The organism is Oscillibacter sp. CAG:155, from assembly GCA_000436875.1.
In the GTDB taxonomy this organism is placed as follows: Bacteria; Bacillota; Clostridia; order Oscillospirales; family Oscillospiraceae; genus Oscillibacter.
The window spans coordinates 1-16,576 of record FR890850.1; the positions used below are offsets into that span (position 1 = coordinate 1).

The 16,576-nt window shown below is 59.0% G+C and carries 15 protein-coding genes; 11 read left to right on the forward strand and 4 right to left on the reverse strand.

All coding sequences use genetic code 11. The features are described 5' to 3' along the window. A partial coding sequence (locus QZL67_RS02120; protein WP_292919686.1) for a dihydroxy-acid dehydratase occupies nt 1-1,254 on the forward strand: 1,254 nt, incomplete at its 5' end. A 202-nt stretch (nt 1,255-1,456) separates the two neighbouring features. Here QZL67_RS02120 and QZL67_RS02125 read toward each other — a convergent pair. Beyond that, the gene (locus tag QZL67_RS02125) at nt 1,457-3,235 is read right to left on the reverse strand and encodes a sigma-54-dependent Fis family transcriptional regulator (protein ID WP_022289131.1); all 1,779 of its coding nucleotides are present in this window, start codon (nt 3,233-3,235) and stop codon (nt 1,457-1,459) included. Between the two features lie 211 nt (nt 3,236-3,446). Between QZL67_RS02125 and QZL67_RS02130 the strand changes: the two genes are divergently transcribed. From QZL67_RS02130 to QZL67_RS02155, 6 genes are all read left to right on the forward strand, one after another. Next, nucleotides 3,447-4,817, forward strand: a complete 1,371-nt coding sequence (locus QZL67_RS02130) for a GntP family permease (protein ID WP_022289132.1) — start codon at nt 3,447-3,449, stop codon at nt 4,815-4,817. Nucleotides 4,818-4,850: 33 nt separating this feature from the next. Continuing rightward, entirely contained in the window at nt 4,851-6,161 is a 1,311-nt protein-coding gene (locus QZL67_RS02135) for a lactate racemase domain-containing protein (RefSeq protein ID WP_022289133.1), read from the forward strand. A 31-nt stretch (nt 6,162-6,192) separates the two neighbouring features. Continuing rightward, a complete protein-coding gene (locus tag QZL67_RS02140; protein WP_022289134.1) occupies nt 6,193-6,483 on the forward strand; it encodes a UxaA family hydrolase in 291 nt (96 codons plus the stop codon). Nucleotides 6,484-6,488: 5 nt separating this feature from the next. Next, nucleotides 6,489-7,649 carry a UxaA family hydrolase gene (locus tag QZL67_RS02145; protein ID WP_292919692.1) on the forward strand — a complete coding sequence of 387 codons (1,161 nt, stop codon included), beginning with the start codon at nt 6,489-6,491 and terminating at the stop codon, nt 7,647-7,649. A gap of 407 nt (nt 7,650-8,056) precedes the next feature. Further along, nucleotides 8,057-8,920 carry a collagen binding domain-containing protein gene (locus QZL67_RS02150; RefSeq protein ID WP_022289136.1) on the forward strand — a complete coding sequence of 288 codons (864 nt, stop codon included), beginning with the start codon at nt 8,057-8,059 and terminating at the stop codon, nt 8,918-8,920. A gap of 133 nt (nt 8,921-9,053) precedes the next feature. Further along, nucleotides 9,054-9,323 (forward strand): hypothetical protein, encoded by a 270-nt coding sequence (locus QZL67_RS02155; RefSeq protein WP_022289137.1) that lies wholly within the window; start codon nt 9,054-9,056, stop codon nt 9,321-9,323. 94 nt (nt 9,324-9,417) lie between these two features. Here QZL67_RS02155 and QZL67_RS02160 read toward each other — a convergent pair whose 3' ends face one another. The 3 genes from QZL67_RS02160 to QZL67_RS02170 form a co-directional block, all read right to left on the reverse strand. Continuing rightward, the gene (locus QZL67_RS02160) at nt 9,418-9,945 is read right to left on the reverse strand and encodes a CarD family transcriptional regulator (RefSeq protein WP_022289138.1); all 528 of its coding nucleotides are present in this window, start codon (nt 9,943-9,945) and stop codon (nt 9,418-9,420) included. Between the two features lie 239 nt (nt 9,946-10,184). Then, nucleotides 10,185-10,472, reverse strand: a complete 288-nt coding sequence (locus QZL67_RS02165; RefSeq protein ID WP_292919694.1) for a DUF6465 family protein — start codon at nt 10,470-10,472, stop codon at nt 10,185-10,187. Between the two features lie 281 nt (nt 10,473-10,753). Further along, complete coding sequence (locus QZL67_RS02170; protein WP_022289140.1) at nt 10,754-11,755, reverse strand: carbohydrate kinase; 1,002 nt, start codon at nt 11,753-11,755, stop codon at nt 10,754-10,756. 233 nt (nt 11,756-11,988) lie between these two features. On the opposite strand from QZL67_RS02170, the gene QZL67_RS02175 reads away from it, so the two are divergent. The 4 genes from QZL67_RS02175 to QZL67_RS02190 all read left to right on the forward strand — a co-directional run bounded on the left by QZL67_RS02175 (nt 11,989) and on the right by QZL67_RS02190 (nt 16,575). Then, nucleotides 11,989-12,663: a response regulator transcription factor gene (locus QZL67_RS02175; RefSeq protein ID WP_022289141.1), complete on the forward strand. Its 675-nt coding sequence runs from the start codon at nt 11,989-11,991 to the stop codon at nt 12,661-12,663. After that, the gene (locus tag QZL67_RS02180) at nt 12,660-13,910 is read left to right on the forward strand and encodes a HAMP domain-containing sensor histidine kinase (protein ID WP_022289142.1); all 1,251 of its coding nucleotides are present in this window, start codon (nt 12,660-12,662) and stop codon (nt 13,908-13,910) included. Before QZL67_RS02175 ends, QZL67_RS02180 begins: the two co-directional genes overlap by 4 nt. 95 nt (nt 13,911-14,005) lie before the next feature. After that, on the forward strand, nt 14,006-15,355 hold the full coding sequence (locus tag QZL67_RS02185) for a TolC family protein (RefSeq protein WP_022289143.1): 1,350 nt from the start codon (nt 14,006-14,008) through the stop codon (nt 15,353-15,355). 32 nt (nt 15,356-15,387) lie between these two features. Next, the gene (locus tag QZL67_RS02190) at nt 15,388-16,575 is read left to right on the forward strand and encodes an efflux RND transporter periplasmic adaptor subunit (RefSeq protein ID WP_292919688.1); all 1,188 of its coding nucleotides are present in this window, start codon (nt 15,388-15,390) and stop codon (nt 16,573-16,575) included. The last annotated feature ends 1 nt before the right edge of the window (nt 16,576 follow it).

Genomic DNA, 16,576 nt, shown 5'->3' on the forward strand with positions numbered 1-16,576 from the left:
TGCAGCGGCGGGCCTATGATGCCGGGCAGAGCAAACGGCAAGAAGGTGGCGCTGACCGATGCGTTCGAGGCCCCTGGGGCGGTGCGGGCTGGAAAAATGACGGAGGAAGAGGCATACAATCTGGAGGAGCACGCCTGCCCGGGATGCGGTTCCTGCGCCGGTATGTTTACGGCAAACTCCATGAACTGTATGACGGAGATCCTGGGAATGGGCCTGCCTGGAAATGGTACCATTCCCGCGGTGGAAAGCCAGCGCATCCTGCTGGCCAAGCACGCCGGTATGAAGGTGATGGAGCTGGTGCGGGAAAATATTTGCCCCCGGGATATTGTGACGGAAAAGGCTATCAAAAATGGCCTGACTGCCGACATGGCGCTGGGATGCTCTACCAACACCATGCTGCATCTGCCTGCCATCGCCCATGAGGCCGGAATTCCTTTCGACCTGAACGGTGTCAACGCCGTCAGTGACAGTGTGCCCCATCTGGTAAAACTGAATCCCGCAGGCGTCCATTGTCTGGTGGACCTGAACGAGGCGGGGGGGCTGAGTGCTGTCATGAAGCGCCTGGATGAAATGGGACTGATTGATCCTTCCGCCAGAACTGTGGATGGTACCTGGGCGGACCGGATTGCAAAAGCCGCCATTTTGGACGAGGACGTGATTCGCGACCGGGAGCACGCCTACTCCCAGACCGGCGGTCTGGCGGTGCTGTATGGAAATCTGGCGCCTGACGGTGCGGTGGTCAAGAAGGGTGCTGTGCTGCCGGAGATGATGGTCCACACCGGCCCCGCCAAGTGCTTTGACAGTGAAGAGGCCTGCTGTGAGGGCCTGTACGCAGGCAAAGTGGTTTCCGGTGACGTAGTAGTGGTGCGGTACGAGGGCCCTAAGGGTGGCCCCGGCATGCGGGAGATGCTGACTCCTACCGGTGCTATTGCCGGAATGGGACTGGATTCCACCTGCGCGCTGATTACAGATGGCCGTTTTTCCGGTGTCAGCCGGGGGGCGTCTATTGGACACATTTCGCCAGAGGCTGCTGCGGGCGGACTTTTGGCATATGTGGAGGACGGAGACCTGATTTCGATTGACATCCCGAATCATAAGCTGGAGCTGTTGGTTTCAGAAGACGAGATTGCCGCTCGCCGAGCAAAGAGGGTACCCCAGCCGCCCAAAAAAGTAAGCGGATACCTGAAACGGTACCGTGCAATGGTCTCCTCCGCCAATCAGGGAGCAATTCTGGAAACCGACAAGTTCTTATAAGATGGGCAGTGGAAATCCCAAGTGACGCAAATCTGCGCAGTACTTTCCTTCTGAGTACGGATTCAAAGGATATGAGAGGCGCCTGCCTGACCTCAAGACGAATGGACCGCAAGAGCGACAAAGCAGCGCCGGACGGAATTTTCTCCGTCCGGCGCTGCTTTACGCATGGAGCTGTGCGGCCGGAATTGCAAAAAAATACAACTCAGGCCTGCTTGATCAGCCGGCGCAGGGTCGTGCGGCTGATGTCCAGCCGCTTGGCGGCGGCGGACTGATTTCCGTTGGTCTCGGCCAGGACACGCAGTGCCACGTCCTGGCTGATTTTGTCCAGTGTCTGACTGAGATCCAGCGGCTCGAAAATGTCACCCATTCGGGAGGTATGGGTATTGCCGTACTGTTCTTTCTGCAGGATATCACGGACACTTTTGGCGGTGATGATCTGCTCGGAGGAGGCAGTCAGCTCCTCCAGTACCCGCTGGAACTGGGCGTAATTATGGGGCCAGGGAAAGGACTGCAGCAGATGGACGGCCTCCGGTTCAGCCTCCAGCACCGGGTAGGGACGGGAGGCGTTGAGGCGGCTCAGGGAGGAGTTGATCTGCGCGGGAATTCGGTCCTTGAGTTTCCGCAGCGGCTGAAGGTACAGAACGCGGCAGTTGAGCCGGTCCAAAAATTCAGCACCCTCCGGGGACATCTGTTCTCCGGGGCGGCAGATGCAGGAGAACAATATGCGGCTGCGGCGGCAGACTTCTCCTTCTGAAAGCGTTTCGATCAGCTGCAGGCGGCGCTGGGGGGAGAGCATATCCACGCGGGAGAAGTAGAGCGTGCTTCCGGTCTCAGTCAGGGGAGAATTATGGCTTTCCAGGAGAAATTCCCAGCTCTTTTCATTGAGCAGGCTACAGTTGATGGAAACCAGCGGCGCGTCCTGCAGGGGACCCTGAATATAGAGGTGGGCGGCAATCCGCTCCATGCACGTTCCCTCTTCTCCGGTGATGATGACGGGAGCCATGCTGCCGTCCAGCTGGGCCGCATCCTCTGCCGGAGGACCGTACAGGTCCCGGAAACTGAAGCTGCCGCTGTATGCCTTCCGTTCCGCCTCCTGTCGGGAAAAGAAGCGAATCCCGGTCTGATTTTTGCTCAGAGCCGCCTTGCGGGCGGTAAAGTAAACCGCAGTGTAATCCTCATCCACGGAGATAGGACGAATCCGAATGGCATACTGGGTCCCGTTGGTACTGCGGGTGATGCGGCGTTCCTTTCCTTCGGGAAGTTCATTCAGTTCCCGCCGCAGCAGATTGAGGAGCTCCGGGGAATCATCTCCCCCCTGAAAAAACACCAGGTTTTTCCGCTGGTCAAATACGGCCACTTGGGTACCCTGGCCGCTGAGCAGGGCGCGGAACAGCGCATTTTCATTTTGCAGGTGTTCCCGACTCCGGCAAAGGGCGATGGCCCGGTCCAGAGCCTGCCGGATGCTCTCAAGCCCGGAGGTGATGAAAATGGTGTTGAGCCCAATATTTCTTGCAATGATGTCTGCGGTCATATCGCAGAGCACCGTGTCGTACTGCGCGTCTTTCAAATGACGCAAAGTGGGCTCCAGTTCTTCAATGGATTTCACCGTGAAGATCTCCACCTGATAATTTAAGAGGTCACAGAGGATCTGGGCGCTGATGGCGATGTTGGCATACGCCACCATGGCAAGCTTTCCGTGGAGCCCGCCGGAGAGTTTGAGCGCGTAAAGAATGTCGTGAAGGGAAATCTCAATTTCCACCACGGGGAGCTGGAGCTTTTTCAAAATCTGGGCGGTGCCGCCGCGGGAGATCACCGCGTCGTATTGATTGGGGAAATTGCTCTGGGCAATTTCCGCACCCTCCTCCATATTTCCCTCAAAGACGTCGATCTCCACCTGGGGGTATTCTGCCGCCAGGTTGAGCAGAAGCGTCTTCATTCCCTTGTATGGAACGATTCCAAGAAGCCGGACCCGACTGTTCATTATTGGGCACCACCTGCATCAAACTTTACGGTGATTGTATCACATGGTCAAAAATAATACAACATTTTTTACATGTGGTCAAAAAATGTACAGTTGAATCCGGAAAATTAAATTGAATCCACACGTAAACCTTTGTATTATGATATATACAGAGCGTCTGTATCAAAAATATACAGTGCGCTGTGATATAGAAAGGAAAAGGAGAGACGTTATGAGTAGCACAATGCTAGTAGTCAATCTCGCGATTTCAATCGTCATCATCATTGGTTTGATCTTGATCCCCAAGCTGAACCCCATGGTGAGCCTGATCATCGCCAGCGCCTATATGGGTATTTCCTGCGGGCTGGGAATCATGCCCACCCTGGACACCATTGCTTCCGGATTCGGCAGCATGATGACCAGTATCGGTCTTCCCATCGGCCTGGGCGTGATCCTGGGTCAGTTGATGAGCGATTCCGGCATGGCGCAGAAAATCGCAATCACCCTGGTTCACGCAGTGCCCTCCAAGTATGTTACCTGGGCACTGGCCGGTGCCGGCTTCCTGCTGGCGATCCCCGTGTTCTTCGACATCACCTTCATCATCCTGGTCCCCATCGGCATCGCTGTGGCCAAGGAGATCAATAAGCCCATGGCTTATGTCTCCACCGCTCTGATCATCGGCGACGTGATTGCCCAGACCTACATCCCCCCCACGCCCAACCCCCTGGCTGCTCCTGACCTGCTGGGCTACAGCCTGGGCACCCAGCTGGTTGTCGGCCTGATCGTCGGCGCCATCGTGCTGATCCCCTCCATGCTGGTTACCACCAAGGCCCTGAACGCCGGCCTTTTCAACGAGGAAAAGGACATCAACCACGAGGCTAACCCCCTGAAGGACTTGGCCAACCACGAGGCCAACAGCGCCGACCTGCCCAAGCCTCCCTTCGCACTGTCCATGCTGCCGCTGATGCTGCCCGTGGTGCTGATCCTCATCAGCTCCGTGCTGCAGGCTACCGGCGCTGCCGCTGCTGATTCCCTGGTCGTGCTGCTGCTGAGCAACAAGATCTTCACGCTGCTGATGGCTGTCCTGGCGGCATATGTGATCGCATGGAAGTACATCGGCTTCAAGAAGGCTGAGAGCTCTGCCAACAATGCTCTGGGTGCTGCCGGCGTTGCACTGGCCATCACCGGTGCCGGCGGTTCCTTCGGTAGCGTCATCGCTGCCACCAACATCGGCGACGCTCTGATCAGCACGCTGAATATCGGCACCGGCTCCGTGGTGGGCGTGCTGCTGTTCGCTTACTTCATCGGCTTCATCTTCCGCGTGGCCCAGGGCTCCGGCACGGTGGCCGGCATCACCTCCATGACCATCATGGCCACTGTGGCTCCCTCCGTGCCCGTGCATCCGGTGTGGATCGCCATGGCCTGCCTGGCTGGCGGTATTTCCATCGGCCACGTGAACGACTCCGGCTTCTGGGTCTGCACCAACCTGTCCGGCTTCACTGTGACCGGCGGTCTGAAGACTTACACCTGGCCGATCTTCGTCGTGACGGTGTTCACGCTGATCGCGGCAATCATCGGCGCGCTGCTGTTCCCCATGGTCTGAGAATAGCATCAATTTACACAGAGGAGACACATCATGGCATTTGAAAGCAGCAAAGACAGCGTTGTCGAGCATCTCTGCGAAACTGTGACCCTGCCTCGCATGGTCCGTGTCAGCCAGAAGTTCGACCACACGCACATTGAGCCGGAGGATATTCCGGCGGTGATCCAGCAGCAGTTGGGCCGGGCAGAGGTTCGGGAGAGAATCAAGCCCGGTATGCGGATTGCCATTACCTGCGGCAGCCGCGGAATCGCCAACATCGCCATCATCGTCAAGGCCATCGTGGACTTTGTGAAGGCCCAGGGCGCGGAACCGTTTGTGTTCCCCGCCATGGGCAGCCACGGCGGCGCCACCCCGGAGGGACAGCTGGAAGTCCTCAGAAGTTACAACGTGACGGAAGAGACCATGGGCTGCCCGATCCGGGCCACGATGGAGACGGTTTATCTGGGCAACACCGTGGAGGGTAGCCCCGTCTTCCAGGACAAGTACGCCCACGAGGCCGACGGTGTGATTCTCTGTGGCCGGATCAAGGCGCACACCACCTTCCGCGGCCCCTATGAGAGCGGCCTTCTGAAGATGGCCGTCATCGGCATGGGCAAGCAGCATGGAGCTGAATCGGTCCACGAGTCCGGCTTCATCAACATGGCCCGGGTCCTGCCCCAGTTTGCCCGTGTGATTTTTGACAACACCAACATCGTCGCCGGCGTCGGCATTCTGGAAAATGCCTTCGACCAGACCTACAAGCTGGCAGGCCTGACCCCGGACGAGATCTGGGAGAAGGAGCCCGAGCTCCTCAAAGAGGCCAAGAGCAAGATGGGCCGCATCTGGATTGAGAATGCGGACGTGCTGGTGGTGGACAAGATCGGCAAGGACATCTCCGGCGACGGCATGGACCCCAATGTCACGGGTACGTTCGGCAGCCCGGAGAGCGCCTGCGACGGCAGCCCCGGACCCATCAAGGCCCAGCGCACGGTGGTTCTGGACCTGACCGACGCCAGCCACGGAAACGCCAACGGCATCGGCGTGGCCGATATCACCACCAAGCGTGTGGTGGACAAGACCAATGTGGATATCACCTATCCCAACGCACTGACCTCCACGCTGGTGAACATGGTGAAGATGCCCATGTTCGGCCACACTGACGAACATGCCATCAAGATCGCGGTTCGGATCTGCAACATGATCGACAAGGCACATCCCCGCATTGTCCGGATTAAAAATACCATGGAGCTGGGACACATCTGGGTGTCCGAGGCACTGGTGGACGAAGTGAAGGCTCATCCCAACATGGAGCTCGACGGCGAGCTGGAGGACTGGGGCTTCGACGAGAACGGCAACCTGTGGTAATACACCGCGGAACACGGAATGGAGCTTTGACATGAGAAACGCAATGATCATTGACGCCAAGGATAATGTGGTCGTCGCTATTGAACCCATTGCCAAAGGCGATACCGTGACCTACACCTGCGGCGGGGAGGAGAAGTCCTTCACCGCTCTGGAGGATGTCACGATTTACCACAAGCTGGCTGCCCGGGATATTGCCAAGGGAGAACCCGTCGTGAAATACGGGGAGCACATTGGTGTGGCCGGTGCAGACATTCGGACGGGTGAGCATGTCCACGTTCACAATGTGGAAAGCCATCGGGAAGCGCTGGAGGCCAAGGAATGAAAAATGTGACTTTTTATGGATACAGACGGCCTGACGGCCGTGTGGGCGTCCGCAATAAGGTGCTGATTCTGCCCGCCAGCCTCTGCGCGTCCGATACCACCCGCATCATTTCCCAGCAGGTGGCCGGAACGGTCACCTTCTCCAACCAGCAGGGCTGCGCGCAGGTGTCTTCCGACCAGCAGCTGACCATGGACGTGATGGCCGGCTACGCCGCCAACCCCAACGTGTATGGCACGGTGGTGGTGTCCCTGGGCTGCGAGAACTGCCAGATGGACCTGGTGGTCAAGGCTATTCAGGAGCGCACCAACAAGCCCCTCAAGCAGGTCATCATCCAGGAGGCCGGCGGCACGCTGAAGGCAGTGGAGCTGGGCGTGCGGTACGCCAAGGAGATGGTGGCGGAAGCCTCCATGCTCCAGAAAGAGGAGTTCCCCATCACGGAGCTGATCGTGGGCACCGAGTGCGGCGGCTCCGATCCCACCAGCGGTCTGGCTGCCAATGTGCTCATCGGCAAGCTCAGCGACCTGCTGGCAGAGGCGGGCGCGACTTCCATTCTCTCTGAGACCACCGAGTTCATCGGTGCCGAGCATATCCTGGCCCGCCGCGCTGCCACGCCTGAGGTCCACGATCGGATCTTCGAGATCGTGCATCGCTATGAGGCCGCCCTCCGTCTGGTGGGTGAGGAAGTCCGGGAGGGCAACCCCTCTCCGGGCAACAAGGCCGGCGGCATCACCACGCTGGAGGAGAAGTCCCTGGGCTGCATCCATAAAGGCGGTCACAGCCCTGTGAACGCCGTGTATGACTATGCCAAGCAGGTGAAGACCAAGCAGGGCCTGGTCATTATGGATACCCCGGGCAACGACCCCTCTTCTGTGGCGGCCATGGTGGCCGGCGGCGCCCAGGTGGTGGTATTCTCCACCGGCCGCGGCACACCTACCGGCAACCCCATCGCACCCGTTATCAAGATCACCGGCAACAAGCTGACCTTCGCCAACATGAAGGACAACATTGATGTGGACGCTTCTCCCATCATTTACGGCGGCGATCTGGACGAGATGGGCGATGATTTGCTGCAGCTGGTTGCGGAAGTGGCCAGCGGCAAGCAGACCAAGGCCGAGTCCCTGGGTTATACGGAAATGGCTATTGCGCGTGTGTGCAACTACGTGTAAAGATCATTCCGCTGCACAATCTGATATGAAAAAGGCAGGATGCCCTTCATGGGCATCCTGCCTTTTTTGCAGTCTGGCATGCACCGGATGGAATGAACGAAGGGCGGATCGCACCGGGGACAGGCCTTTTACCGGGCATCCGGTGCCGGTTCTTTTTACAGCGGGGCTTTTATGAGCTGCGGCAGGAAGGAGCAGGAACCACTGGACACTGCCGGGCATATCCTGAGACCGGCGGATCATGCGGCGGATGGCAGGACGGGAGGGCCCGATCTGGTGTGATCCGACGCAGTTTCCGCCGCAGCGGCGCAGTTTCGCAGCGGGATTTCCGGCTGTGCCGGCTTTTTTGGCGGCTGTTCCGAACGCGGGAACGGCTGGCCCCATCTTCATGAATTTCAGGAGGTTTCGTTATGGCGGATATCAAGCAGGACCTGCTCAGTCTTCAATACAGTGACAACTTTGCAATCCAGGGCTTGCAGGAGGCAAACATTGACCTGGAGCTGCCTCCGGCGTCCGCCTCTGCGGCGACTGTGTACGGCGTTGTCACCGACGGCACGGCCCCGATCGCCGATGCCACGGTCAAACTGTTTGACAACAACGGCCTTCCCTATAAGCATACGCTGACCGACGCCGCTGGCGCCTACTCCATTACCGGAATTCCGGCCGGGACGTACAGCCTGAGCGCGGTGAAAGAGGGATACCTGCTCAGCGACGCCGCCGGTGTGACACTTTCCGACAGCGCCACGGTCCAGATGAATCTCGCCTGCACCGCGGATGCCACGCTGTCCCTGGGAGCCATTGCCGGCACGCTGACGGCCAAGGATCTCAGCGGTGTATCGGTTCCTCTGGCGGGGGCAAAAATTACGCTCCAAACCGGACCGGACACGGTGGTTGCCACCACGTATACGGCTGCCGACGGTGAGTTCGCCTTTTACGATGTGGCGGACGGGGTGTATACGCTGATGGCCTCTGCAGAGGGCTATCGGGCAGTCTCAACCATGACGGTGACCGTGACAGGCGGTTCCATTGAGAACCTGACCATGGCCATGACTGCAGATGCCCGGACCTACAGTGGAACGGTCAGCGGCATGATCCGCAACGGCACGGGCCAGGCGGTGGCTGGCTGCTTTGTGGGGCTGTATCAGGTGGTAACGGATCTGAGCGGCAAAAAAGAACTGCTGGTGGCCACTACCAAGACGAACGAAGCGGGAAAATATCTTTTTGGTGGAGTTGTCGAGGGAGAATACGTGGTCAAGGCCAAGCTGGATCGGTAAAACAGACGATGGCAGCCTGTGGGCCAGCCGCCGCTTTTGCCTGACGGACGGCCAGGAGGCGGAAGCATCTCTGTGTCTTGCGGCGCAGTACCGGCGCTGCGGAATCCGGCTGTTCGTGGAGGATTTCAGGCCCATGGACTGCGTGATGCTCAATACCTGCGGCAGCGCAGACTGCCGTACGCATGTGCTTCTTTGCAGCGGGGAAGTGCGCTTCGTCGGACTCTGCCCGGGAGTTCACCTGCTGACGCTGTGCCGCCCGGGATGCCGGCCGGTGCGCCTGGTCATCCAGCTGCCTCCGGGGGCCAATGCAGAGGTGCAGGGCTCCGTGTGGGGCGGAAACTGGCGGTGGTATCCGGACAGTTTCCGCTATGCCTGGAACCGGAGAGAGCGGCAGCTGCGATAAACCGCAGACGGGCGCAAAAAGCGGGGCCGCAGAGTGCTGCGGTCCCGCTTGCAATGCTTCTCCTGAACTGGCAGGCAATGTGCCCTGATGGCGGTTATTCATATGTTCCCGGTGCTGCGCCTTCCGCCAGTCCCAGCTTTTCGCGGATATAATGGCCGACGGTTTGGGTGCCCAGCTGCAGGGAAAAGGTGAATTCCTGCTCAATGGTAGCCTCTGCCGTTTTCAGCGCCTGCGCATCCGAGGAGGAGAGCCCCTTGGGTTCTTCCTGAGCGTGGCGGTAAAGACATCCGGCCAGCAGCAATAAGTCCTCGGGTTTCCGCTCCGTCAGGATTTTGTGGAACAGCTCGGCACGCTGCTTGCGGTCTCTGACCCAGGAGAGCTGCCGGCCTTTGACGGATAAGATGGCGCGGTCAATCTCCTCGGGAGAGAGAACCGGGCGCATCCGGCTTGTCAGGCGTTGGTTATCCACGGGAACAAAAATGCTGGACTGAACCTGGTCGATGGGGTGGAGAACGTAGTACTCCCGTGCCCCGCTGCATCCTTCAAACTGGATGGAGCGAATGGCCTCGATCTGGCAGATCCCCTGTGTTCCATAACTGACGTATTCATTCACGCAGTGCATGCGGCCCCTCCTTCCGTAAAAAGCGGCGCCTGATCTGCGCCGCTTCTCTTCCACAATTATTATAACAAACGGCAGGAACATGGTTCAAAAGCGGTTTTGCACAAAAATAGCCCCGTACATATTTGTGCACAATGAACATAGACGGAGAGTGCATGACAGCGCGGCAATCCAAAAAAGAAGCCTGCAGCCGTTGGCTGCAGGCTTTTCGCTTATGTACGGTCCGTAAGGCACCCCGGCGGTTACAGATCCACGCTGCCGCTGTCCTTGTCGTTGACGACGTAATAGGCCTTGCCCTCTTCGGGCTTTACGTACACAGCCAGCTTCTTGATCCCGGATGCGCGGTGGCCCTCCGCCAGGTAAGCGGCTTTGGCCCGCTCCGTCAGATCGGCGACCTTCCACTCTTCGCCGCCGAACTGCACGTAGACCTCTTCCACAAGGGGAGCCTTGGCCGGGGCAGCTTTCTTCACCGGCGCCTTCTTGACACTCTCGGTGACTTCCTTCTTTGCGGTAGACTTTGTAGCCATGATTGTTTCCTCCTTCCGTGGTGCTCCCTCGCAATTGGGGGATAAAGCACCTTACTTCTTGTATTTTACTCGGCTTTTAGCAGTTTTCAAGGGGGAAAAGCGTTAGAAACTTCCGTTTTCAATGCGTATTGCAGCAAAAAACGTAATTTGCCTGAGAAATGAAGAAAAATCCGCCGAAATCATACCGGCAGCCGCGGAAGGCCGGTATGATTCCGGCACGGCATCAGAGTGCAACCGAGAAAGAAAAAGAAGACTCCGCGCAGCGGAGCCTTCCACGTGAGGGATCAGGACGCGCCCATCCGCTCCAGCACCTCCTGCCGGGTGGGCATGGCGGGGATGGCACCCCGCTTTTCCACGCACAGGGAGGCAACGGCGTTCCCAAAGCGGGCGAAACGCTGAAAATCGGACAGCGTGAGGGCAGAGAGGGGCTTGCCGCTCTCGCTGACGCAGGTGAGAAATCCGCCCCAGAAGGAATCCCCGGCACCGGTGGTGTCCACGGCACGGGTGGCGAAACCGGGAACCATCACGGTGCCTTCCGGGGCGGCCAGCAGGGCGCCCTGGCTGGAAATGGTCACTGCGACACAGCGGATTCCCCGTGCCACCAGCTGCCGGGCGCTTTCCAGAAGATCATCTGTGCCGGTGAGCAGGGAAACTTCATCATCGGACACCTTCAGAAGGTCCACTGAAGAAAGAGGACGGCGCATCTGTTCCATGGCCTGGTCGCGGCTTTCCCACAGCAGTGGGCGATAATTGGGATCGTAGGCGATGATGGCGCCGGAGGCTTTGGCCAGCTTTACGGCGGCCTCTGTGGCGGAACGCACCGGCTCATCGGTCAAAGACAGAGAGCCGAAATGGAAAATGCCGCAGGTGGAAATCAGGTCCCGGTCCAGCTCCGCAGGTGTGATCTGGGTGTCCGCACCGGGTTTGCGGGCAAAGGAAAAGCTCCGCTCGCCGGTTTCGGAGAGCTTCACAAAGGCCAGCGTGGTAAAATAGCGGGGATCAACCAGCAGCGCCCGGGTATCCACACCGATGCGCTGGAGCGTCTGAGTCAGAAAGCGCCCCTGCAGATCGTCGCCCACTTTGCCGATAAAGGCGGTGCGGCGCCCCAGCTTGGCGGCACAGGCCAGCACGTTGGCCGGGGCTCCGCCGGGATTTTGCTCAAAGACCGCCATGCCGGCATCAGAGTCCGGCAGGGGGGTGTAGTCAATCAGAATTTCGCCCAGCGCGACGATATCTGCCGCTGCGGCAGAGCACTGCGCCGGGCAATGGGGAACGTGGTCGTTCATGCGTCTTGAATGCTCCTTTTTGCCCCGGAAAAATAGGTACCGCAGTAAAGTAATACAGGATGAATCCTATATTAGCGTCTATTGTGAAAAAAATCAAGACCTTCCCGGTTTTTCAGGGAAATCCTTCCGGGTTTTTAGCGGAAAAATCTCAAAAATAGGCTTGCGAAAGTTATACGGCAGGTGTAGCCTATATCTGGACTGCCGTCGGAAGGTCCGAAGAGAGGAGACTTGAGATGCGGCTTTTGATCGTAGAGGACGAACAGGGAATGGCCGAGGGCCTGCGGGGGCTTCTGGAGCGCCAGGGTTATGCGGTGGACCTGGCAACGGACGGCAGCACGGGGCTGGATTGTGCCCTGAGCGGTTTATATGATCTGCTGATCCTGGACATCATGCTGCCGGAGCTGGATGGTCTGGAGGTGCTCTCCCGGCTGCGCCGGGCAGGCGTTGAGACGCCCGTACTGATGCTCACGGCCCGCAGCAGCGTGGAAGACCGCATCCGGGGCCTGGATCACGGCGCCGACGACTACCTGACAAAGCCCTTTGACACCGGGGAGCTGCTGGCCCGGGTGCGGGCGCTGACCCGGCGGAAGGACATGCCGCTGGAAGAGGACCCGTCCTTCGGGGATATCCGCCTGGATCACCGGCGGCTGGAGCTGTGCTGCGGGGATGAGTGTATTCGGCTGGGCCCCAAGGAATTTTTGGTGATGGAGTGTCTGCTGGTCCACAAAAACCAGATCGTCCCCCGGAACCTGCTTTGTGAAAAGGTGTGGGGACTTTTGAGCGAGGCGGAGTACAACAATGTAGAGGTCTACATTTCTTTCCTGCGGAAAAAGCTCCGGGCGCTCCACTCCGGGGTGCAGATCAAAAGTATCCGCAACGCCGGATATTATCTGGAGGTACAGTCATGATCGCACAACTGCGGCGCAAGATCGTGTGGATGACCGTGGGGGTGCTGCTTCTGCTGGTGCTGCTGACCAACATGGTGACCCATCTGTCGGTGGTCTATACCTGCGGGCAGCTGACAGAGCAGCTTTTGGAAGTTCTGGCGGAAAGTGACGAAGGCGTGCGAGGTGAGAGCCAGATCAAGCTGGAAAAGGGCCCCCTGCTGGGAACACTGATCCTGGACAAGGAGGCACTGGTGGCACTGACCAACACGCCGCTGTATGGTGCGGAGCTGGACCGGAATGGACAGCTCCATTCCCTGACGGACTTTCGGGGGAAGATGCTGGACCCGGAGGAGGCGGGCGTGGAGGCGGTGATCCGTCAGGCGGTCCAGCGGGCTCCCGGCGGCGGCAAGTCCGGCGGGTTCCGGTATTATAAGGTGGAAAAGCCCTACGGGTACTATGTGGCCATGATGGACAGCAGACAGGGGCTGGAGACGCTATTTTCCCGCCATCTGCTCAAAGTGATGGCCGTGTTCGGCCTGCCGATCCTGCTGATCGTGATTTTGGTGAGCATCTTTCTCTCCAAGCTGATCCTGCGGCCTGCCGTGGCAGCGTTTGAAAAGCAAAAACAGTTCATCTCCGACGCCGGACACGAACTGAAAACGCCTCTCGCCGCCATCAGCGTCAACGCTGCTGTGCTGCGGGACGAGCTGGGCGAGAACAAGTATATGGACTGCATCCAGTCCGAAGCGGAGCGGATGCAGGGGCTGATTCGGCGGGTGCTGGGTGTGGCCTGTCTAGAAGACGGCGGGGCGTCGCCGGAGCAGAGGGTCCGTTTTTCCCTGTCGGAGGTGGTCTATCAGTCAACGCTGCCCTTTGAGAGTATGGCCTTTGAGCAGGACATCCGCTATACCGTGCAGATCCAGGAGGGATGTATGTACACCGGAGATCCCACACGTATCCGGCAGCTGATGGCGATTTTCCTGGACAACGCCTTCAAATACGGCCGCAGCGGCGGAGAAGTGGCTGTACGGCTGCGGCGGGAGGGACGCCGGTCTCTCATCGAGGTGTATAATACGGGACAGGGGATCTCCCGGGAGGACCTGCCCCATATCTTCGAACGGTTTTACCGCTGCGACAAGGCCCGGCCCGGAAACGGAAGCTACGGATTGGGGCTGGCCATTGCCCAGTCCATTGTGCAAAACTGCCGGGGAACGCTGACGGCAGAAAGTGAGTATGGTGTCTGGACCCGATTTCGGGTGACACTGTGACGGCACGGAAAATTTGTGTTCCATTTCAATCTTGACTTAAACTTAGCAGTGTAAAGTCAAAACGTTATATCAAAATATGACAGAGGAGTGTTATGATGCGAAAGCGAATCCTGGCCTTTCTGCTGGCGGCGGCCCTGATCGGTTCCCTGCTGGTCACAGCAGCCGTAGCCGAGGAGGGCGGTGATGCGCCGGAGACCGCTCAGAGCGGTGAGACTGCCGAATCGGCGCAGACGCAGGCCGAAGAACCGGAGACGGAAGACGGCAAGGCGGCCGCGGAAGAGGCCGCCGGAGAAACTGGGGAACCCACGCAGGACGCACAGACGGAGATCCCGGCCCCTGATCCGGTAGGACAGCTGTCCTTTGCAAACCTGGAATCCCGGCTCCGGGAGAACAACCTGACGGTTTTGATGCTGGAAGAGAGCATCGCGTCCATTGATGCCATGGACTTTGAGAAAATGCAGAATGATCTGCGTGATCAGCTCAACGCCATTGCAAAGCTGCAGTATCTTTCCATCGCTTATCCGGAAGCGGCGGGCGGGATGACCTTTGATTCCCTGCAGGCCAGCTACGACGCGTTGGAAGAACAGTTCAACGATCTCAAAGAGGGAAAGATCCAGGACGACTATGAGGCAGTGGTGCGCCAGCTGCGCAACACGGAGGATCAGATGGTTCTGGGCGCCGAGACCATGTACGTCAGCATCCTGGAGCTGCAGAACACCGATGCGCAGCTTCAGCGGTCTCTGGCGGCCATGAATCGCACTGTGCAGGAGATGGAGCTGCGCTACAATCTGGGGCAGATCTCCGCCCTGCAGCTCCAGCAGACCGAAAGCGGCCGCACCCAGCTCAAAAGCAGCCTGGAGACGGTGGAGATGAACCTGGACAATCTCATCGTGCAGATGGAGCTGATGATCGGCGCGGAGCAGACCGGTACGCTGAAACTGGGCGAGATCCCGGACGTCACGGACGAGCAGATCGCTGCCATGAACCTGGACAAGGATCTGGCTGCCGCCAAAGAGGTCAGCTATACCCTCTATGATGCCCAGAGGACCCTCAATGACGCCAAGGAGACCTATGAGGACGCCATCGATGGCAAGGGCATCAACTCCTACCAGCGCAAGTCTGCCGAACATACCTGGAAGGCGGCGCAGTACACCTATGAGGCTGCTGTGCAGTCCTTTGAACTGAGCTTCCGCACAGCGTTCAATGCCGTGGGGGACCAGCAGCAGATCCTGAAGGCATCTCAGACGGCCCTGGCGCTGCAGCAGGATACATATGCGTCCATGGAACTCAAGTACCAGCAGGGGAGCATTTCCAAAAACGCCCTGCAGGACGCAAAAGATGACCTGGACGATGCACAGACGGCGGTGGACACCGCCCGACACAACCTGTTTACCGCCTACCGGACCTATCGCTGGGCTGTGGACAAGGGACTTTTGAATACCTGATTTCGGAGGCAACGCATGATCAAGAAAACACAATGGCTGGCGGCTGCTCTAAGAAACCACAATGGCTGGCGGCTGCTCTGGCGGCTGCCATGGTATTGGGCCTGACCGCCTGCGGCAGCGGTGAGGACCAAGAGAATACCGAAAACGAGTCCGCCGCCGGAACCGCCGTGCAGGTGCAGTCTGTCACTCTGGAGAGTATCGCCACAGAGAACACCGTCTCCGGCCAGGTGGCGGCAGAGGATGAATCCACCATTTTCGTCTCCGTGGCGGCCAAGTGCACCGCCGTGAATTATGAGGCGGGCGACGTGGTCAACGCCGGGGACGTGATCTGTACCCTGGACCTGGGGAGCACCATCTCCTCTTACAATGCTGCCAATATCAGCTACCAGTCCTCGGTCCAGAGCTATCAGGACCAGGCGGCGGTGTTCCAGTCTCAGATCGAGCTGTATCAGAAAAATGTGAACGACCTCAAGGCCCTCTTTGAGATCGGTGCCGCCTCACAGGCGGAGATCGACCAGGCGGAGCTGCAGCTCCAGTCTGCCATCGCCACCCGCAACTCCACGCTTGCCCAGCTGGAGGCCGGGATGGAAAGCGCCAAGTCCAGTGTGGAACAGCTCTCCACCGCTCTGGAGAACGTGGATGGGGCCGGCAATGTGATTGCGCCCATGTCCGGTACCCTGGTGACCATGAACGCCGTGGAAAACAGCTTCATCTCCACCACTATGCCAGTGGCGGTGATTGACGGTGCGGATCAGATGAAAGTCACCGTCTCCGTGGCGGAGACCCTGGTGCCCAAGCTGACTATCGGAGACAGTGCGGACATTTCTGTCAGTGCTGCCGGCCAGGACTTTACTGGAACCATTCGGGCTGTGGAGCGCTCTGCCAACCAGCAGACCAAGCTCTACACGGTCACCCTCGGCGTACCTGCAGAAGTCAGCGGCCTGCTCTCCGGCATGTCTGCCGAGGTGACGTTCCACACGGACCGCTCCGACAACACCGTAGTGGTGCCCTCGGAGTGCATCCTCAGCAGCGGCGATACCCAGTATGTCTACATCGTGGCGGATGACGCTGCCAAGAAGGTGGAAGTGACCACCGGACTTACCAGCAGCGGCGTGACGGAGGTCACCTCCGGCCTGCAGGAGGGGGACCAGCTGGTCGTGGTGGGCCAGGCTTATCTGGAGGACGGCGCCCCGGTCCGGATCGTGGACGGGGAGGACTGAC